The following is a 17,738-nucleotide window of genomic DNA, read 5'->3' as shown; positions in this document are numbered from 1 at the left end:
ATGAACGAACGCATAGCCGGGCACCACGCGATTTGACCGGCTTCGGCCGATACATCCGTGTCCAACAGGATCGGCACCCGGAACCCAGAGAAGGAAAGACCCCATGGCCATCTACGACAACATCCTCGACACCATCGGCAGCACGCCCATCGTCAAGCTGCATCGCATCGCGCCGAAGCACGTGACGCTGTACGCGAAGGTGGAGTCGTTCAACCCCGGCGGCTCGGTCAAGGACCGCCTCGCACTGGCCATCGTGCTCGATGCCGAGCGCAGGGGCCTGCTCAAGCCGGGCCAGACCATCGTGGAAGCGACGTCGGGCAACACCGGCATCGCACTGGCGATGGTCGCCGCCGCACGCGGATATCCCTTCGTCGCGGTGATGACGGAAACGTTCTCCATCGAACGCCGCAAGCTGATGCGCGCCTACGGCGCCAAGGTGATCCTGACGCCGGCCGCCGAGCGCGGCACGGGCATGGTGCGCCGGGCGAAGGAATTGGCGGAGAAGCACGGCTGGTTCCTCGCGCGCCAGTTCGAGAACGAGGCCAATCCAGCCTATCACCGCAGCACCACCGGTCCGGAAATCCTGCGCGACTTCGCCGGCAAGCGCCTGGATTACTTCGTCAGCGGCTGGGGCACGGGCGGCACCATCACCGGTGCCGGCGAAGTGCTGAAGCTGGCGCGCCCCGACCTGCGCATCATCGCCAGCGAACCGGCGGGCGCCGCGTTGCTGTCGGGCAAGGAGTGGCAGCCGCACAAGATCCAGGGCTGGACGCCGGACTTCCTGCCGGCGGTGCTCAGCCGCACCATCGCCGACGAAGTGCTGCCGGTGGACGAGGTGCTGGCGCGCGACACCGCACGCCGCCTTGCTGCCGAGGAAGGCCTGTTCGTCGGCATTTCCGCAGGCGCGACCGTGGCGGCTGCATTGAAGGTGGCCGAACAGGCGCCAGAAGGTTCGGTGCTGCTGGCGGTATTGCCGGACACCGGCGAGCGCTATCTGTCGACGTTCCTGTTCGAAGGCGTGGCCGAGGGTTCGGACGACGAATGGCTGGCGTCGCTGGACAAGGAAGCCGTCGCCGCCTGATGTCGGCCTCACGCCGCTGACACGGCGCCGGCCTGCGTGGGCCGGCCCTTCGCGTGTCTGCGCCCTTCCTCCGTTCTTGCATTCCCCGTCACGCGCCGGCCCGCTACCCTGTGCGCCTGCGGCCGATGCCGCACGGAGAATGCATGAGCGCTGTGCCCGGACCCACCGTTGCCACGTCCCTGCCCGATGCCGCCGCGGCGGAGGAGCGCGCCAACGCGCGCCTGGCCTGGGCGCGCAACGCCACCGACGTGAAGGAGCTTGAACTGCAGCGCGCATCGGTGGACGCGGGCTACCGCAGCTACTGGCGCGCGCAGGTCGGCGACGGCAGCCGCATCGTCATGGACTCGCCGCCCGAACTCGAAGACGTGCGCCCGTGGCTGCGCATGCGCGCCCTGCTCGCCAGCGGCGGCGTGCGCGTGCCGCAGGTCCTGATGGAGGACACCGCGAACGGCTTCGTGCTGATGGAAGACCTGGGCGGGCCGACGCTGGCGCAGGTCATCGATGCCGACAACGCCGACGCGCAGTTCGACGCGGCCATCAAACAGCTGTTGCGCCTGCAGAAGATCCAGCCGCCGCTGGGTATGGGCGAGTTCGGCCATGCGCTGCTGCAGCGCGACGCCGGATTGTTCGAGGACTGGTTCCTGCGACGCCATCTCGGCCTGGAACTCGATGCCGACGATCTGCAGCGGCTGGAAGAAGCGCAGGGCCTGCTGATGGACAACGCGCTGCAGCAGGCGCGCGTGGTCACCCATCGCGATTTCATGCCGCGCAACCTGATGCCGGTCGACGACGGCCCGGCTGTGCTCGACTTCCAGGACTGCGTGGTCGGTCCGGTCGCGTACGACCCCGTGAGCCTGTTCAAGGACGCGTTTTTGAGCTGGCCGATCGAACGCGTGGACGAATGGCTGGCGCGCTACCACGCGCGTGCGCTGCAGGCGCGTATCCCGGTGCCGCACCTGCCAGAGTTCCGCCGCGACGCCGACTGGCTCGGCGTGCAGCGGCACCTGAAGATCCTGGGCATCTTCGCGCGCCTGCACTACCGCGACGGCAAGAGCCGCTACCTGCCGGACGCACCGCGCTTCATCACCTATCTCGACGAAGTGCTGCCGCGCTACCGCGAGCTCGATCCGCTGCGCGAGGTGCTGGACGTGCGCATCCGCCCCGCGATGGAACGCATGCCACTGCCGTCGCCTTGAACCTCACGCACCGGAGCCCTGCTTGAAAGCGCTGATCTTTGCCGCCGGCCTCGGCGAACGCATGCGGCCGCTCACAAACCACACGCCCAAGCCGCTGCTCGAAGCCGGCGGAAAGCGGCTGATCGAGTGGCACCTGGAGAAGCTCGCGGCGATCGGCGTGCGCGACGTGGTCATCAACACCAGCTGGCTGGCGGAGCAGTTCCCGAAGACGCTCGGCGACGGCTCGCGCTGGGGCCTGTCGCTGCACTGGTCCTACGAAGGCGGCACGCCGCTGGAAACCGGCGGCGGCATGCTGCATGCGCTGCCGCTGCTGGGCGACGAGCCCTTCCTGCTGGTCAACGGCGACATCTGGACGGATTACGACTTTGGGCGGTTGCCGGGCGAACCTTCGGGCTTTGCCCATCTGGTGATGGTCGATCGGCCGCCGCAGGCGACTCAGGGCGATTTCGCACTGGATCACGAAGGCTTTGTCCGCAGTGAAGGCGCGTATCGCCTCACGTACTCCGGCATCGGAGTATATCGGCCGCAGTTACTCGATGGATGGCGCGCGCACAGCAGTGATGCCGGTGCGGACGAAGCTCCACCACGTTTTCGCCTCGCGCCGATCCTGCGCGCGCACATGGCCGAAGGGCGTATCACCGGGGAACATCACCGCGGCCGCTGGACCGACGTGGGCACGCCTGAACGGCTGGCGAAACTGGAGCAGGAACTCGCCGAAGCAATTTAGTCCCTCCCCCTACTACGAGTCCCGTCCCGTGCTTCGAGCCCCTCTCCCCCGGGAGAGGGGTTGGGGTGAGGGTCGGGACGCGCAGACACGGCCCAAGTCGCGATTAACCGATGCAGCGGAGGGGATGATGCAGTCGAAGTTGGATTCCCGCCTGCGCGGGAATGACGAGCAGCAGCAACGCTTCTGGTGAAGTTCGAGGCACCGTCGCGTCCCGCCTTCGCGGGAATGACGAACGGCATGTGGCTTCCCGCGTCATTGCGTAAGCGTGAAAAGTCCTTGGATTCCCGCCTTCGCGGGAATGACGAGCAACAACAACGCTTCCGGCAAGTTCGAGGCACCGTCGCGTCCCGCCTTCGCGGGAGTGACGAACGGCATGTGGCTTCCCGCGTCATTGCGTAAGCGTGAAACGTCCTTGGATTCCCGCCTTCGCGGGAATGACGAGCAACAACAACGCTCCGGCAAGTTCGAGGCACCGTCGCGTCCCGCCTTCGCGGGAATGACGAACGGCACGTGGCTTCCCGCGTCATTGCGTAAGCGAAACGTTCTTAGATCCCCGCTTCGCGGGAATGGCGAGCAACAGCAATGCTTCCGGTGATGTTCGAGGCACCTTCGCGTCCGGCCTTCGCGCGATGGCGAACAGCACGCGGCTCACCACGCCGTTGCGTAAGCGTGAAGCGTTCCCTGGATGTTCGGCTACGCCGAATTAAAGCGGAGCCCGCCTTCGCGGGAATGGCGAGCAACAGTCAGGTAACGTCCGACGCGCTGGTGATATCGAGCGACCGTCGCATCCCGCCTTCGTGGGATGACAGCACTTCAACCCTCGCCCTTCTCCAGCGTCTGCCGCAAAAACGGCACCGTGATGCGCCGCTGCGCGGCAAGCGATGCGCGATCCAGCCGGTCGAGCAGTGCCGTGAGTCCGCCCAGGTCGCGCCCCACACGCCGCAGCAGCCAGTCCAGTGCCGCGTCCTCCAGCATCAGGCCGCGCCGCTGCGCGCGCTGGCGCAGCACTTCGCGTCGCCCTTCCTCGTCGAGCGGGCCCAGCGTGATGCGCGTGCACTGACCCAGTCGCGAACGCAGGTCCGGCAGGCCGAGTCCGATCGCGTCGGGGATGTCGCGCGCGGCGTACAGCAGCACCACGCCGGCGGCCCGCGCGCGGTTGTGCGCGTCGAACAGGGCGACTTCGTCCTCGCGCTGCCCGGCGATGACATCCAGTCCGTCCAGTGCGATCAGGTCGTTGCCTTCCAGCGCTTCGAGTGCGTCGCGCAGGCGCCCCGCCGCCGCGACCAGCGGCAGGTAGGCCGCGCGCCGTCCGGCCGCTTCGGTGGCCGCACAGGTCGCCAGCAGTAGATGGGTCTTGCCCACGCCCGCGGGGCCGGCGACGTACACGCTGTCGCGGCTCGCGTGCGCGCCCTGCGCATGCGTGCCCTGGGAGAGCGCGCGCAGCTGTTCGATCGCACCGGCAGGCGCATGCACGAACGCGTCCAGCCGCTGGTCCGGCGGATAACGCAGGGCCAGCGGCAACTGCGGAACACTCACTGCGATCACTCCGGCTTGCGTTCCACCGGCGGCGTCACGTCGGTGATGATCACCGGCTCGTCCGACAGTGGGTGCTCACCCACGTACAGCCTGCTGTGGCGATAGCGCTCCTGCGCGTAGCGCAGCAGCACGTTGACCACCGCCGCCACCGGCAGCGCCAGCAGCATGCCGAGGAAGCCGAACAACTGGCCGCCAGCGAGCACGGCGAAGATCACCGCCACCGGATGCAGGCCGATGCGATCGCCCACCAGCTTCGGTGTCAGTACGTAGCTCTCGATCACCTGGCCGATGCCGAACACCACCAGCACGCCGGCAACGTGCTGCCAGTCGCCGTACTGCACCAGTGCGGCGATCACGCCCAGGATGATGCCGCTGGCCGGTCCCAGGTACGGGACGAAGGTCAGCAGGCCGGCGATCAGGCCGATGAGGATGCCCAGGTCCAGGCCCACTGCCCACAGGCCCAGGCCGTACATCACGCCCAGCACCAGCATCACCAGGAACTGCCCGCGCAGGAACGCGCCGAGCACGTCGCTGGATTCGCGCGCCAGCCGGTTCACGGTGGGCAGGTGGTCGCGCGGGATCAGCGAGGCCACGCGCTCCACCAGGTTGTCCCAATCGCGCAGGAAGAAGAACGTGATGATCGGCAGCAGCGCGACGTTGGCCACCAGGCCGATCACCGCGAAACCAGAGCGCGACAGGTAGCCCAGCAGCGTGGTCGCCACGCCGCCGGCGCTGTCCCAGTTGTCGCGCAGCAACTGCCACAGGTGGCCGAAGTCCAGCCACTCGCTGATTTCCACGCGCAGGCGCTGCTCCACCCACGGCACCGCGGTGAGCATGAACCAGTCGCGGTAATGCGGCAGCGATTCGATCAGCGTGGCGATCTGGCGCTCGATCAACGGCACGAGGATCAGCAACGCTGCCAGCACGATCAGCGCCATCATCGTGAACACCAGCGTCACCGCGGTGTTGCGCGAACGCCCGGCGCGCTCGAGCCGGTCGACCAGCGGATCGCCCAGCCACGCCAGCATCAGCGCGAACACGAAGGGCGAGAGGATCGGCGCGAGCAGCCAGATCAGCCAGAAAACGCCAAGACCCAGCGCCGCCCACTGCAGGCGGCGCAGGAATCGCGCGATGTCGTCCAGTGCTTGCGATTGCATGCGTGTCCCCGTCAACGCAGCCGGTAAACCGGCGGCTGGCCTTCCAGGCCTTCCAGCACATCGACCACGCCATCGCGGCCGAGCAGGCGGTGCAGGCCCGGCAAGCCGCTGACCAGGTCCAGTTCGTACTCCAGCCCCTGCGGCGTCGCGCGCACCGGCGTCGCGCGGCGCACGACGGAAAGCTTCTGCAGGTACGCGGCCAGGCGGATGAAGTCGTCGCTGCTGTCGACGCCCGCGAACGTGACGCGGTACGCGCCCGGCTCGCCGGTCGGCGCGCGCTTGGCGTAACGCTTCATCAGCGCGTCGGCCGCACCGTCGGCGCCGCTGGCCATCAGCTGGCGCGCATCGGCGCCGGTCTGCGACCAGTTGGCGAGGACCTTGCCGGCGTCAACGAAGGTCCAGTCGGCCTTCCAGCCGGCCGTGGCGTCGCGGTACAGCTTGCCGATCAGCTGCATCGGGGGGCTGTAGCGGGCCGAAGCGCGCGCGACGGCGGCGCTGTCGCCACGCCAGATCGCGCCAACCGCGGCCTGCTCGGCCGCATTGCCGGCCGGCAGGCCGAGCTTGTAGCCGCGCTCCACCGCACGGTTCAGCGCGGGACGTGCTGCGTTGACCTGGGGCAGGCCCACCAGGCGCGGGCCGCTGCCGTCGTCGATGGCCAGCCACAGCACCGGCTTGGGCCGCGGCTGCGGCCAGATCGGGATGCCCAGCGTGGCGATCAGGTCGTTGACCGCCTCCTCGTCGAAGCGCACCACCAGCATGGTGTTGAAGCTCGGCGCACCGGTGGGCCCCAGGCCCTCGTCCTGGCGGTAGTCGTAGCCTTCGACGTAGGTCCTGGCCTGGCGCAGTTCCTGGCCGACGCCCGGTCGCGAAGCGACGCTGCGGTCACCCGACAGCTTGCCCAGGACCTGCGCCAGCGCACGCGCGAACGCGCCGTTGCGCTCGGCCTCGCCCTGCCCGTTCACCCGCACTTCGGTGGCGTAGATGCCCTCAGCGCGGGCGCGATCGCCTTCCACGCGCTGCGCGGTCGCGGCGAAGCTGGCCAGCAGCAGGACGGCGGTGATCGCCAGCCCGTGGATCTGCCGCAGCAGGGCGATACCCCTGCGCGTGCGCGGATTTCCCGTGCGGATTGCCCGAACCATCGCTGTCCCTGGAGGTGCGTAATGACCCGAAATGGTGCCGCAGCGGCGTCGGCCCGTCCATTCACGGCCGTCACAGCCGCTGCGACTGGTAAAATCGCCGCTTCATCTTTCCGCGACCGCCGAGGCCGCCGTGTCCCCGAACTCCCCCTCCGTCCCCACTCCGCTCACCTACCGTGACGCCGGCGTCGACATCGACGCGGGCAACGAAGTGGTCGAGCGCATCAAGCCCCTCGTCAAGCGCAGCTTCCGTCCGGAGGTGATGGGCGGCCTGGGCGGTTTCGGCGCGCTGTTCGACCTGTCGGGCAAGTACAAGGAGCCGGTCCTGGTCTCCGGCACGGACGGCGTGGGCACCAAGCTCAAGCTGGCGCAACAGCTCAACCGCCACGACACCATCGGCATCGACCTGGTCGCGATGTGCGTCAACGACGTGCTGGTGCAGGGCGCCGAGCCGCTGTTCTTCCTCGACTACTTCGCGACCGGCAAGCTCGACGTGGACACCACGGTCGCGGTGGTGGGCGGTATCGCGAAGGGTTGCGAGCTGTCGGGTTGCGCGCTGATCGGCGGCGAGACCGCGGAGATGCCCGACATGTACCCGCCGGGCGAATACGACCTGGCCGGCTTCTGCGTGGCCGCCGTGGAGAAGTCCAAGCTGCTGGACGGCAGCAAGGTGCGCGAAGGCGACGTGCTCATCGGCATCGCCTCCAGCGGCCCGCATTCCAATGGCTATTCGCTGGTCCGCCGCATCTACGACCGAGCGGGCCGCCCGGCCGACGTGGACGTCGGTGGCGTGAAGCTGATCGATGCGCTGATGGCGCCGACCGCGCTGTACGTGAAGCCGGTGCTCGAACTGCTGGCCGCGCACGACCTGCATGCGATGGCGCACATCACCGGTGGCGGCCTCACCGAGAACATCATCCGCGTGATCCCGGACGGCCTGGGCCTGGACATCGAAGCAACCGCCATCGTGCTGCCGCCGGTGTTCGACTGGCTGCAGCGCGAAGGTGCGGTGCCCAGCGAGGAAATGTGGCGCACCTTCAACTGCGGCGTCGGTTTCGTGCTGGTCGTCGCGCCGGACGAAGCGGCCAAGATCGGTGCGGACCTCGATCGCCTCGGCCTGCGCCACCGTCCGATCGGCCAGGTGGTGAAGGCCGGCGGCGGCGAACGCGTGCGCATCGGCTGAGACCTTCCATGCAGCGCATCGCGATGCTCGCCTCGGGCCGGGGCAGCAACCTGCAGGCCATCCTCGACGCCATCGCGTCCGGCACGCTCCCGGCGCAGGTGGTCGGCGTCTTTTCGGACAAGCCGGGCGCAGCGGCGCTGGAACGCGTGCCCGCGGATTTGCGCTGGAGCGCCGACCCGAAGTCGTTCGCATCGCGCGAAGGCTTCGATGCCGCGCTGGGCGATGCGATCGCGGCCGTACAGCCGGACTGGATCGTCTGCGCTGGCTACCTGCGGATCCTGGGCGATGCGTTCGTCGAGCGCTTCCGCGGTCGCCTGCTCAACATCCATCCCTCGCTGCTGCCCAAGTTCCGCGGGCTGCGCACGCACGCACGCTGCATCGCCGAAGGCGACCGCGAGCACGGCGCCAGCGTGCATTTCGTGATCCCGGAACTGGACGCGGGCACGGTCATCGCGCAGGCGCGCGTCCCGGTGCATCCGGGCGACGATGCCGACACGCTGGCCGCGCGGGTGCTGGAGGTCGAACATCCGTTGCTGATCGCCGTGCTGCGGCTGGCGGTGGCCGGCCGGCTGGCTGAACGGGGAACCAACGTCGCCGTCGACGGTCATCCTTTGTTTACACCGCTGCTCCTAGATTCCGCCGGTGCGCTGCGGTCCCCGGACGCCGGCACACCACTCTGACGCCCCGCCTGACGCCGGCGCCCCTCTCCTGCGACGTTCGATGAAGCGCCTCCACCGCGTCCTGCCCCTCCTCGTTCTTGCCACGTTCTCCGCACCGGCCTTCGCGCTGGAGCCGTTCGTCGCCAATTACCAGATCTTTGCCAACGGCAAACCGATGGGCGAGGCGACGATGCAGGTCGTGCACGACAGCGCCCCCGGCCGCTGGCGCATGGACCTCAACATGCGCGGCACCCGCGGACTGGTCGGCCTGGCGGCGGTCAACGCCCAGCAGAGCACGGTGTTCGACACGATCGGCGAGACCTATCGCCCGCTCAGCCAGAGCACGGTCCGCAAGGCCGTGTTCCTGGGCAAGCAGATCACCGGCGTCTACGACTGGAACACGCGCACGGCGCGGTGGACGGGCGATCTGAAGAAGACCCGCCAGGCGCCGGTGCCGCTGCAGGACGGCGACATGAGCGGCCTGCTGATCAATCTCGCCATCATCCGCGACGCACAGCCCGGCAAGACGCTGCAGTACCGGTTCGTCGACAACGGTCGCGCGCGCGACCACCAGTACACCGTCGCGCAGGAGCTCGAGGGCGTGAGCATCGACGGCATGGGCTTCAATGCCATGCGCGTGAGCCGCGTTCAGGGGGCAGGCAACGATGAGACGGTAGTGTGGGTCGTCGATGGCGTGCCCACGCCGGTCCGCGTCCTCCAGCGCGACAACGGCGAAGACACCTATGACCTGCGCCTGGTCGACTACAAAGGAGTTCCGTGATGGCCCAGACCCTGTCCCGAACGATCCGCAAGCGAACGGCCGCGGCCTTCGTCGCCCTCGCCCTGTGCGCCGCCAGCCTGCCCGCACTGGCCGTGAAGCCATTCACCGCCGATTACCAGGCCAGCTACATGGGCATGCAGGGCAACGGCCGCATGACCCTCGCCGCCGATGGCGCGAACCGCTGGAAGTACAGCCTGAGCGTGAGCAGCCCGCTGGCCAACCTGCGCCAGTCCACCGTGTTCGAGGAGAACGGCGGCCAGTGGCGCCCGCTGTCGGGCAGCGACAGCTCGAAGGTGCTCACCAAGAACCAGACGCGCAACGCGACCTACGACTGGTCGCGCGGCGTCGCGACGTGGACGGGCGACGTGAAGCCCGAACGTGCCGGCCCCATCAAGCTGCAGAGCGGCGACATGGACGCACTGCTGATCAACCTGGCCGTCGTGCGCGACCTCAAGGCCGGCAAGCCGATGAACTACCGCATGGTCGAGGACGGCCGCGTGCGCGAGCTGAGCTATTCCGTTGCCGGGAAGGAGCAGATCACCATCGGCGGACAGGCGAAGCAGGCCACCAAGATCGTCAGCACGCACGGCGACAAGCAGACCATCGCCTGGATCGTGGACGGCATGCCGGTGCCGGCGCGCATCCTGCAGCGCGACAAGGGCGAGGATGCCATCGACCTGCGCGTGGTCGGCGTGCGCTGAGCTTCCACCGCGAAACAGAAAGCCCCGCACATGCGGGGCTTTTTTGTAGCCGCGTCTTCAGTGCGTCACTGCGGCTTGAGCACCGTGCGGCAGTCCACGCGCAGGGTTTCGTCGCTGCCGCGCCGCGAATACGCGCGACACTCGCGCGCACCGTCGTGCGTGACCTCCACCGTCACCGCGTAGAACGACTGCAGCATTTCGCTCATGGACACGGTGCCGTCGCCGTTCCAGTCCATGTCCTTGCGTTCGATGCCACGCGTGGCCGCCGCGCCGGTGAAGTGCAGCCACGCCACGATGATCAGCAGCATCACGAAGAAACCGAGGGTGGCAATGCGCCGCGCCGTGAGCGGGGCGCGCTTGCCGGTGAGATCGATCAGTGCCATGCGCGCCTCAGCCTGCGATACGGCGGATATTCGCACCCAGGCCCGACAGCTTCTCCTCGATGTTCTCGTAGCCGCGGTCGAGGTGGTAGATGCGATCGATGGTGGTGGTGCCTTCGGCGACCAGGCCGGCAAGCACCAGCGAGGCCGACGCGCGCAGGTCGGTGGCCATCACCGGCGCACCGCTCAGGCGCTTCACGCCGCGCACGATGGCCGTGTGGCCTTCTACGCGGATGTCCGCGCCCAGGCGCTGCAGTTCCGACACGTGCATGAAGCGGTTTTCGAAGATGGTCTCGTTGATCACGCCCACGCCGTCGGCGATGCAGTTCAATGCCATGAACTGCGCCTGCATGTCGGTCGGGAACGCCGGGTGCGGTGCGGTGGTGAGGTCGACCGAACGCGGACGGCGCCCCTGCATGTCGAGGGTGATGCGATCGCCGTCGATGGTGATGTCGGCACCGGCTTGCTTGAGCTTGTCGATCACCGCGTCCAGCGTGTCCGGGCGCGTGCGGCGCACCGTGACGCGACCGCCGGTCATCGCGGCCGCTACCAGGAAGGTGCCGGTCTCGATGCGGTCGGGCAGCACGTCGTGGCTGCCACCATGCAGGCGCTCCACGCCGTGCACGACGATGCGGCCGCTGCCGGCATGTTCGATGTTGGCGCCCAGGGCATTGAGGCAATCGGCCAGGTCGACGATCTCCGGCTCCATCGCCGCGTTCTCCAGCACGCTGGTGCCTTCGGCGAGCGCGGCAGCCATCAGCACATTCTCGGTACCGGTGACGGTGACCATGTCGAACACGAAGCGGGCACCCTTCAGGCGCCCGTTGCGACGCGCCTTGATGTAGCCGTTCTCGACGGTGATGTCCGCGCCCAGCGCCTGCAGGCCCTTGATGTGCTGGTCGACCGGACGCGAGCCGATCGCGCAGCCGCCCGGCAGCGAGACTTCGGCCGCGCCGAACTTCGCCAGCAGCGGGCCCAGCACCAGCACCGATGCACGCATGGTCTTGACCAGCTCGTACGGCGCGACGTGGCTGTGCACGGTGGTCGGATCGACCACGATGCCGCGGCCGCGACCGGGCTTTCCGTTGACGCTGATGGTGCCTTCATCGACGGTGATGCCCGCACCCAGCTCACCCAGCAGCTTGGCCGTGGTCACCACGTCGTGCAGGTGCGGCACGTTGCTGATCGACACCGGACCATCGGCGAGCAGCGTCGCGCACAGGATCGGCAGCACGGCGTTCTTCGCGCCGGAAATCTGTACTTCGCCGTTGAGCGCGGCGCCGCCTTCCACAACGATCTTCTGCATGTTCGGGGATTCGATTCGGGATTGGGGGAACGAAGGTGCGGGTGTTCGCGCGTCACGGGCCTACCGAAGCCCGGATCACGAATTCCCGCTGCCCGCTTCTTCCGGCGTGAGCGTCTTCAGTGCGAGGGCGTGGATCTCGCCGCCCATGCGCTCGCCCAGGGTGGCGTAAACCATGCGATGGCGCGCCAGCGGCAGCTTGCCGCGGAACGCCTCCGACACGACGGTGGCCTCGAAATGCACGCCGTCGTCGCCGTGGACGTCGGCGCGTGCGCCGGGCAGGCCCTGTTCGATCAGCTGGCGGATGGTGTCGGGATTCACTCGGGACCTCGATGGCTGGCCGGCAGCGGCCACGCACGTCGCGGAGGACCGTTGCCCGGCATTGACGGGCGTTTGGCGGACGAACCGCTTAGAATTGACGGATTAGCCTAGCGGAAAGGCCCCCGGTCCGAAATGGCAAGCATCCCCGTCCCTGCTCCCGTACATGCCGACTACGTCGACGACCCGGCCGCGCTGGCCGCCAGTGGCCGCCGCGTGTTCGAGACCGAGGCCCAGGCCCTGTCCGCGGTCGCTGCCCGCATCAATGGCGACTTCAGCGCCGCCTGCCGGCTGATCCTCGCCTCCCAGGGGCGCGTGGTGTGCACGGGCATGGGCAAGTCCGGCCATATCGCGCGCAAGATCGCGGCGACGCTGGCGTCCACCGGCACCCCGGCCTTCTACGTGCATCCGGGTGAAGCCGGTCACGGCGACCTGGGCATGATCACCGACGTCGACATCGTGCTGGCGCTTTCGTACTCGGGCGAAAGCGACGAGGTGCTGATGCTGCTGCCGGTGCTCAAGCGCCAGGGCAACAGGCTGATCGCGATGACGGGACGGCCGGCTTCCTCGCTGGCGCGCGAGGCCGACGTGCACCTGGACGTGAGCGTGCCAGCCGAGGCCTGTCCGCTGGCGCTGGCGCCGACGTCCAGCACCACTGCCTCGCTGGCGATGGGCGATGCGCTCGCGGTGGCCCTGCTCGACGCCCGCGGCTTCACGGCCGACGACTTCGCGCGCTCGCATCCGGCCGGTTCGTTGGGCCGCCGCCTGCTGCTGCACATCGCCGACATCATGCATGCCGGCGACGACGTGCCGCGCGTGCATGCCGACGCCAGCATCAGCGAAGCGCTGGTGGAGATGAGCCGCAAGCGCCTGGGCATGACCGCGGTGGTCGACGGCGACGGTCGCCTGCTGGGCCTGTACACCGACGGCGACCTGCGCCGCACGCTGGACGACGATCGCGTCGACCTGCGCAACACGCGCATCGTCGAAGTGATGACCCGCTCGCCCAAGACCATCGGTTCGGATGCGATGGCCATCGAGGCGGCGCAACTGATGGAAGCGCACAAGATCAGCGGCCTGCTGGTGGTGAACGACGAAGGCCGCGTCGTTGGTGCGCTCAACATTCATGACCTGTTGCGCGCGCGGGTGGTTTAACCGCGTGGATCGGGGCTCGCGGAGCTCCTCGGCCGCCCGACATCCCTCGCCGCCGGCTTGATTTCCCAACGTTCAATCACCAATCCGACCACGTGCCCTACAGCCATCTCAACGACTATCCGGCCGACATCCGAGAACGCGCAGCGCGCGTTCGCCTGGCGTGTTTCGACGTCGACGGCACGTTGACCGACGGCCGCCTGTACTTCACCGACGACGACGTGGAGATGAAGGCATTCCACGTGCATGACGGCCAGGGTCTCACGCTGCTGCGCAAGTGTGGCATCGAGGTCGCCTTCATCACGGCGCGCGGCGGCACCGTCGCGCAACGACGCGGCGGTGACCTGGGCATCGCCGAGGTACACGTGGGCGTGCGCGACAAGCTCGCGTGCGTGCGCGAGATCGCCGGCCGCCTGGGCCTGGGCCTGGATGAAGTGGCCTTCATGGGCGACGACCTCGCGGACCTGCGCGTGATGCTGCAGACCGGTTTTGCCGTGTCGCCCGGCGATGCGCATCGCTGGGTGAGCGAGCGCGTGCACTGGCGCACTGCCGCACACGGCGGCAATGGCGCGGTGCGCGAGTTCTGCGACCTGCTGCTCGCTGCGCAGGGCCACGCCGAACGACTGCTGGCCGAACTCACCCATGTCGAAGGTCTGCGGGTGGAGGGTAACGCGTGAGCTGGCGCGCCATTCTCACCATCGTGTTGCTGGCAGGCGCACTGCTGAGCGGCTGGGCATGGTGGGTCCAGCGCGACCGCAGCGAGGCAGGCGGCCCCGTCGCGGAACGACCGGATTACGTGCTGCACGATTTCGAGATCGTGACCCTCGACGAGAACGGCCGCGAAGCGTTCACCCTGACGGCGCCGCGCCTGCAGCGCGACCCGACCGTGAAGACGATGGACATCGCGACTCCCATCTTCCACATCCCGCCGCGCCAAGGCAGCCAGGCCTCCGCGTGGGAAGTGCGTTCCCAGACCGGCTGGGTCAGTGCACGGGGCGAGGAACTTCGCCTGCGCGGCCAAGTCCAGGCGAAGAGCACCAACGCCGACGGCAAGCCGATCAAGGTCGCGACGGAGGAACTGAACGTTTTCCCGAACGACCGGCGTGCCACGTCGACCGCCAAGGTAACCGTCACGCAGCCGGGCCTTATACTGAACGGCCGTGGGCTCCAAGCCGACCTCGATGCCAAGCGCATCATCCTCCAGAACGACGTCAAGGCCCGATATGAACGTGCTGCACCTTAGCCTGCTGCTGGCCCTGGCGCTCGCGCCGGCGGCCGCGCTGGCGCGTACGTCCGATCGCAACAAGCCGATGGACATCGACGCCGGCCACAGCGATTACTCGATGGACGATAGCCGTCCGACCACGCTCAGCGGCGGCGTGATCATCACGCAGGGCACGCTCGACATCCGCTCCAACCAAGCGGTGATCCATTCGGCCAACGGCGAGCCCGTGCGCGCCGTGCTCACCGGCGGCCCGGTGAAGATGAAACAGGAACTCGACGACGGCAAGCCGATGACCGCGGTAGCCAATCGGGTGGATTACGACCTCAAGAGCGAGATCGTCACCTTCACCGGTAACGTCGACATCCAGCAGCCCACCGGCTCGATCGCCGGACAGCGCGTGGTCTACAACATGAAGACCGGCCAGGTGCAGGGCGGCGGGCAGGATGCCGGACGCGTGAAGATCCGCATCCAGCCGAAGAACACGCAGGGAGGCACCTGATGCTGGTCGCCCAGGGCCTGCGCAAGGCCTATCGCTCGCGCGAGGTCGTCAAGGATTTCGGCCTCAGCCTCGATGCGGGCGAGGTGGTGGGCCTTCTGGGTCCCAACGGTGCCGGCAAGACGACCTGCTTCTACATGATCGTCGGCCTGGTCCCGGCGGATGCCGGCCAGATCGTGCTGGACGGCAAGGACATCACGGCCGAGCCGATGTACGCGCGCGCCAAATACGGCGTGGGCTACCTGCCGCAGGAACCGTCGGTGTTCCGCAAGCTCAGCGTGGCCGACAACATCCGCCTGGTGCTGGAATTGCGCGAGGATCTGGACCGCCAGGGTCGCGAGCGTGAGCTGGAAAGCCTGCTAGACGAATTGCAGGTGGGCCACGTGGCCGACCAGATCGGCGCCAGCCTCTCGGGCGGCGAACGTCGCCGCGTGGAAATCGCACGCGCACTCGCGGCGCGTCCGCGGCTGATGCTGCTGGACGAACCCTTCGCAGGCGTCGACCCGATTTCCGTCGGCGAGATCCAGAGAATCGTGCGCCACCTCAAGAATCGAGGCATCGGCGTACTGATCACGGACCATAACGTCCGCGAAACCTTGGGAATCTGCGACAGGGCGTATATCCTCAACGAAGGCGGCGTGCTCGCACAGGGTGCACCGGACGCGCTGCTGGCGAACCCCGATGTACGTCGTGTTTACCTGGGTGAAACCTTCCGGCTGTAAGTATTGAAGTCGAAGGGTGCGGATCCTCCGCACATCCCGCACGCGACGGCCGTCGGTTCCCCCTGGTCGCGTTAGCCTTCGACGATGAAACCGCGCCTACAAGCCGCACTCGGACAACAGCTGGTGATGACGCCGCAATTGCGTCAGGCGATTCGCCTGCTGCAGTTGTCCGCTGTCGAACTCGAGGCTGAACTGGCGGCGGCGGTCGAAAGCAATCCGTTGCTGGATTGGACCGAGACGGCGATCAGCGTTGCCAACGGTGACACCGGTGGCGACGCGCCGCAGACGGAAGCTCCGGACACCGAGCACCTGCCGCCCGAGGCGGAATGGGCCAACGACGGCGAGCCGTGGTACGAGCGGCTGGGCCCTTCGGACAGCGACGACGACACGCCCATCGCCGAGCAGGTCGCCGAATCCGACACGCTGCACGATCACCTGCTGTGGCAACTGCACCTGAGCCCGCTGTCGCCGCGCGACCGGCTGATCGGCGTTACCCTGATCGAGTCGATCGATGACGATGGCTACCTGCGCGAGCCGCTGGATTCCATCGCTGCTTCCCTCAGGCCGGCGATGGAGTGCGAAGAAGACGAAATCACGACCGTGCTGCATCAGGTGCAGCAGTTCGATCCTGTCGGGGTGGGCGCACGCACCCTGGGCGAATGCCTGCGGCTGCAACTGACGCAATTCCCCGCGGGAACGCCGGGCAAGGACCTCGCCTACCAGCTGGCGAACGGTCCGCTGGAACGCCTGCCGCGCATCGGCGTGGCGGGCCTGGCGGCGGAGCTGAGGCTGGACCTGGCCGAAGCGGAGACCGCCGTACAGCTCCTGCGCTCGCTCGATCCGCGCCCCGGCGCGCAGATCGGCGCAATCGCCAGCGACACGTACATCGCGCCCGACCTGGTGATCTGGCGCCAGCATGGCCTGTGGCGCGTGGCGCTGGCCGATGGCATGCGCCCGCGCATCGCGATCCACCGCGGTTACGAAAGCATGCTGCGGCATGCGAGCGGCTCCGACGCGAGCTACCTGCGCGGACACCTGCAGGAAGCACGCTGGCTGCTCAAGAGCCTGGAAGCACGCGGCGAAACGCTGATCAAGGTATCTCGCTGCCTGATCAAGCAACAGGCCGCGTTCCTGGAATTCGGCGACAGCGCGTTGCGGCCGCTGACGTTGCGCGAAGTCGCGGCCGAAGTCGGCCTGCACGAATCCACCGTCTCGCGCGCCATCGCGCGCAAGTACGCACGCACGCCGCGGGGCACGATCCCGCTGCGTGCGTTCTTCGCATCGGGCATCGAAACCGGCGCCGGCGGCGAAGCCTCCAGCACCGCGATCCAGGCGATGATCCGCCGGCTGATCGAAGCGGAGAACCCGCGCAAGCCGCTCTCCGACGCGCGCCTGGCGGAAACGCTCAAGGCCACCGGCGTGCCGGTCGCGCGGCGCACCGTCGCGAAGTACCGCGAGGCGATGAGCATTCCTTCGTCCCAGGATCGTGTCCGCATCGGTTGATTCCCGCCGAATGTGAAGGTTCCGTAGGAAACCTTTGCCGGATCAATGCGTTCCATGACAAACCCTGCTGATCCTTGACCCATGCCCCTTGCATAACCGGGCGGTCGTGCCATCCTGAACTCCCGTCGCGACGTAAAGGAGGCTTCCGATGCGTATCGAAACCTACGGTCAGCAGATCGAGGTCACACCCGCCCTGCGGGACTACGTGGAAAACAAGCTGGCGCGACTGGAACGGCATTGTGAACAACCCTTCGAAGTGCGAACCCAGCTGAGCCTGGACAAGCCAAACCATCGCGCGAAGGCCACCATCACCATCGCAGGGCGCACCCTGCACGCCGATGCCGCGGCGATCGACATGTACGCCGCCATCGACCTGCTCAGCGACAAGCTGGACCGCCTGCTGCGGGAGCATCGCAGCAAGGTCGTCGATCATCATCGCGGCGAGAGCGCCGCACGCAGCGAAAGCTTCGGCTGATCCCTCA

20 protein-coding genes are annotated in these 17,738 nt (G+C 67.9%); 14 read left to right on the top strand and 6 right to left on the bottom strand.

Annotation, left to right across the window (positions count from 1 at the left end; genetic code table 11):
- The first annotated feature begins 103 nt into the window (after positions 1 to 103).
- From cysK to murU, 3 genes are all read left to right on the top strand, one after another.
- Positions 104 to 1,081: a cysteine synthase A gene (gene cysK, locus VFE83_RS15215; protein ID WP_324907639.1), complete on the top strand. Its 978-nt coding sequence runs from the start codon at positions 104 to 106 to the stop codon at positions 1,079 to 1,081.
- 179 nt (positions 1,082 to 1,260) lie between these two features.
- Positions 1,261 to 2,277, top strand: a complete 1,017-nt coding sequence (locus tag VFE83_RS15210; protein WP_324907709.1) for an aminoglycoside phosphotransferase family protein — start codon at positions 1,261 to 1,263, stop codon at positions 2,275 to 2,277.
- A gap of 22 nt (positions 2,278 to 2,299) precedes the next feature.
- Positions 2,300 to 3,004: an N-acetylmuramate alpha-1-phosphate uridylyltransferase MurU gene (murU, locus tag VFE83_RS15205; protein WP_324907637.1), complete on the top strand. Its 705-nt coding sequence runs from the start codon at positions 2,300 to 2,302 to the stop codon at positions 3,002 to 3,004.
- 813 nt (positions 3,005 to 3,817) lie between these two features.
- Here the strand turns inward: murU and hda are convergent.
- Genes hda through VFE83_RS15190 form a run of 3 tightly spaced genes read right to left on the bottom strand, consistent with a single transcriptional unit; the run spans position 3,818 to position 6,836 of the window.
- The gene (gene hda / locus VFE83_RS15200; RefSeq protein ID WP_324907634.1) at positions 3,818 to 4,540 is read right to left on the bottom strand and encodes a DnaA regulatory inactivator Hda; all 723 of its coding nucleotides are present in this window, start codon (positions 4,538 to 4,540) and stop codon (positions 3,818 to 3,820) included.
- A gap of 5 nt (positions 4,541 to 4,545) precedes the next feature.
- Positions 4,546 to 5,697, bottom strand: coding sequence for an AI-2E family transporter (locus VFE83_RS15195; protein ID WP_324907632.1), 1,152 nt, complete (start codon positions 5,695 to 5,697; stop codon positions 4,546 to 4,548).
- Positions 5,698 to 5,708: 11 nt separating this feature from the next.
- Entirely contained in the window at positions 5,709 to 6,836 is a 1,128-nt protein-coding gene (locus VFE83_RS15190) for a DUF2066 domain-containing protein (RefSeq protein WP_324907630.1), read from the bottom strand.
- A gap of 130 nt (positions 6,837 to 6,966) precedes the next feature.
- Here VFE83_RS15190 and purM point away from each other — a divergent pair, with 130 nt between their 5' ends.
- The 4 genes from purM to VFE83_RS15170 are packed head-to-tail and all read left to right on the top strand — an operon-like array spanning position 6,967 to position 10,157.
- Positions 6,967 to 8,016 carry a phosphoribosylformylglycinamidine cyclo-ligase gene (gene purM / locus VFE83_RS15185; RefSeq protein ID WP_324907628.1) on the top strand — a complete coding sequence of 350 codons (1,050 nt, stop codon included), beginning with the start codon at positions 6,967 to 6,969 and terminating at the stop codon, positions 8,014 to 8,016.
- Between the two features lie 8 nt (positions 8,017 to 8,024).
- Entirely contained in the window at positions 8,025 to 8,696 is a 672-nt protein-coding gene (purN, locus tag VFE83_RS15180; protein WP_324907627.1) for a phosphoribosylglycinamide formyltransferase, read from the top strand.
- A 40-nt stretch (positions 8,697 to 8,736) separates the two neighbouring features.
- A complete protein-coding gene (locus tag VFE83_RS15175; protein ID WP_324907625.1) occupies positions 8,737 to 9,456 on the top strand; it encodes a DUF3108 domain-containing protein in 720 nt (239 codons plus the stop codon).
- On the top strand, positions 9,456 to 10,157 hold the full coding sequence (locus VFE83_RS15170) for a DUF3108 domain-containing protein (RefSeq protein WP_324907623.1): 702 nt from the start codon (positions 9,456 to 9,458) through the stop codon (positions 10,155 to 10,157). Before VFE83_RS15175 ends, VFE83_RS15170 begins: the two co-directional genes overlap by 1 nt.
- Before the next feature lie 65 nt (positions 10,158 to 10,222).
- On the opposite strand, the gene VFE83_RS15165 is transcribed toward VFE83_RS15170, so the two are convergent.
- The 3 genes from VFE83_RS15165 to VFE83_RS15155 form a co-directional block, all read right to left on the bottom strand.
- The gene (locus VFE83_RS15165; RefSeq protein WP_414674763.1) at positions 10,223 to 10,531 is read right to left on the bottom strand and encodes a hypothetical protein; all 309 of its coding nucleotides are present in this window, start codon (positions 10,529 to 10,531) and stop codon (positions 10,223 to 10,225) included.
- Between the two features lie 16 nt (positions 10,532 to 10,547).
- Positions 10,548 to 11,843: a UDP-N-acetylglucosamine 1-carboxyvinyltransferase gene (murA, locus tag VFE83_RS15160; RefSeq protein ID WP_324907621.1), complete on the bottom strand. Its 1,296-nt coding sequence runs from the start codon at positions 11,841 to 11,843 to the stop codon at positions 10,548 to 10,550.
- Between the two features lie 75 nt (positions 11,844 to 11,918).
- Positions 11,919 to 12,161 (bottom strand): BolA family protein, encoded by a 243-nt coding sequence (locus VFE83_RS15155; protein WP_324907619.1) that lies wholly within the window; start codon positions 12,159 to 12,161, stop codon positions 11,919 to 11,921.
- Positions 12,162 to 12,293: 132 nt separating this feature from the next.
- Here VFE83_RS15155 and VFE83_RS15150 point away from each other — a divergent pair, with 132 nt between their 5' ends.
- From VFE83_RS15150 to hpf, 7 genes are all read left to right on the top strand, one after another.
- Complete coding sequence (locus tag VFE83_RS15150) at positions 12,294 to 13,313, top strand: KpsF/GutQ family sugar-phosphate isomerase (RefSeq protein WP_324907618.1); 1,020 nt, start codon at positions 12,294 to 12,296, stop codon at positions 13,311 to 13,313.
- 92 nt (positions 13,314 to 13,405) lie between these two features.
- Positions 13,406 to 13,987 (top strand): phenylphosphate carboxylase subunit delta, encoded by a 582-nt coding sequence (locus VFE83_RS15145; RefSeq protein ID WP_324907616.1) that lies wholly within the window; start codon positions 13,406 to 13,408, stop codon positions 13,985 to 13,987.
- A complete protein-coding gene (gene lptC, locus VFE83_RS15140) occupies positions 13,984 to 14,553 on the top strand; it encodes an LPS export ABC transporter periplasmic protein LptC (protein WP_324907614.1) in 570 nt (189 codons plus the stop codon). Before VFE83_RS15145 ends, lptC begins: the two co-directional genes overlap by 4 nt.
- Positions 14,534 to 15,034 carry a lipopolysaccharide transport periplasmic protein LptA gene (gene lptA / locus VFE83_RS15135; RefSeq protein WP_414674757.1) on the top strand — a complete coding sequence of 167 codons (501 nt, stop codon included), beginning with the start codon at positions 14,534 to 14,536 and terminating at the stop codon, positions 15,032 to 15,034. The genes lptC and lptA overlap by 20 nt, the downstream gene beginning before the upstream one ends.
- The gene (lptB, locus tag VFE83_RS15130) at positions 15,034 to 15,753 is read left to right on the top strand and encodes an LPS export ABC transporter ATP-binding protein (protein ID WP_324907610.1); all 720 of its coding nucleotides are present in this window, start codon (positions 15,034 to 15,036) and stop codon (positions 15,751 to 15,753) included. The genes lptA and lptB overlap by 1 nt, the downstream gene beginning before the upstream one ends.
- 84 nt (positions 15,754 to 15,837) lie before the next feature.
- A complete protein-coding gene (locus tag VFE83_RS15125) occupies positions 15,838 to 17,256 on the top strand; it encodes an RNA polymerase factor sigma-54 (protein WP_324907608.1) in 1,419 nt (472 codons plus the stop codon).
- Positions 17,257 to 17,404: 148 nt separating this feature from the next.
- Positions 17,405 to 17,731: a ribosome hibernation-promoting factor, HPF/YfiA family gene (gene hpf / locus VFE83_RS15120; RefSeq protein ID WP_324907606.1), complete on the top strand. Its 327-nt coding sequence runs from the start codon at positions 17,405 to 17,407 to the stop codon at positions 17,729 to 17,731.
- The last annotated feature ends 7 nt before the right edge of the window (positions 17,732 to 17,738 follow it).

The organism is Lysobacter sp., from assembly GCF_035655815.1.
In the GTDB taxonomy this organism is placed as follows: domain Bacteria; phylum Pseudomonadota; class Gammaproteobacteria; order Xanthomonadales; family Xanthomonadaceae; genus Lysobacter_J.
The sequence above is the reverse complement of the archived record's forward strand: the minus strand, read 5'-3'. Positions and strand labels throughout refer to the sequence as shown.

Coding starts and splice junctions, on each gene's coding strand:
- cysK (WP_324907639.1), top strand. CDS start 104: ATGGCCATCTACGACAACATCCTCGACACCATCGGCAGCACGCCCATC.
- VFE83_RS15195 (WP_324907632.1), bottom strand. CDS start 5,697: ATGCAATCGCAAGCACTGGACGACATCGCGCGATTCCTGCGCCGCCTG.
- VFE83_RS15190 (WP_324907630.1), bottom strand. CDS start 6,836: ATGGTTCGGGCAATCCGCACGGGAAATCCGCGCACGCGCAGGGGTATC.
- purN (WP_324907627.1), top strand. CDS start 8,025: ATGCAGCGCATCGCGATGCTCGCCTCGGGCCGGGGCAGCAACCTGCAG.
- VFE83_RS15175 (WP_324907625.1), top strand. CDS start 8,737: ATGAAGCGCCTCCACCGCGTCCTGCCCCTCCTCGTTCTTGCCACGTTC.
- VFE83_RS15170 (WP_324907623.1), top strand. CDS start 9,456: ATGGCCCAGACCCTGTCCCGAACGATCCGCAAGCGAACGGCCGCGGCC.
- murA (WP_324907621.1), bottom strand. CDS start 11,843: ATGCAGAAGATCGTTGTGGAAGGCGGCGCCGCGCTCAACGGCGAAGTA.
- VFE83_RS15150 (WP_324907618.1), top strand. CDS start 12,294: ATGGCAAGCATCCCCGTCCCTGCTCCCGTACATGCCGACTACGTCGAC.
- lptA (WP_414674757.1), top strand. CDS start 14,534: ATGAACGTGCTGCACCTTAGCCTGCTGCTGGCCCTGGCGCTCGCGCCG.
- lptB (WP_324907610.1), top strand. CDS start 15,034: ATGCTGGTCGCCCAGGGCCTGCGCAAGGCCTATCGCTCGCGCGAGGTC.
- VFE83_RS15125 (WP_324907608.1), top strand. CDS start 15,838: ATGAAACCGCGCCTACAAGCCGCACTCGGACAACAGCTGGTGATGACG.
- hpf (WP_324907606.1), top strand. CDS start 17,405: ATGCGTATCGAAACCTACGGTCAGCAGATCGAGGTCACACCCGCCCTG.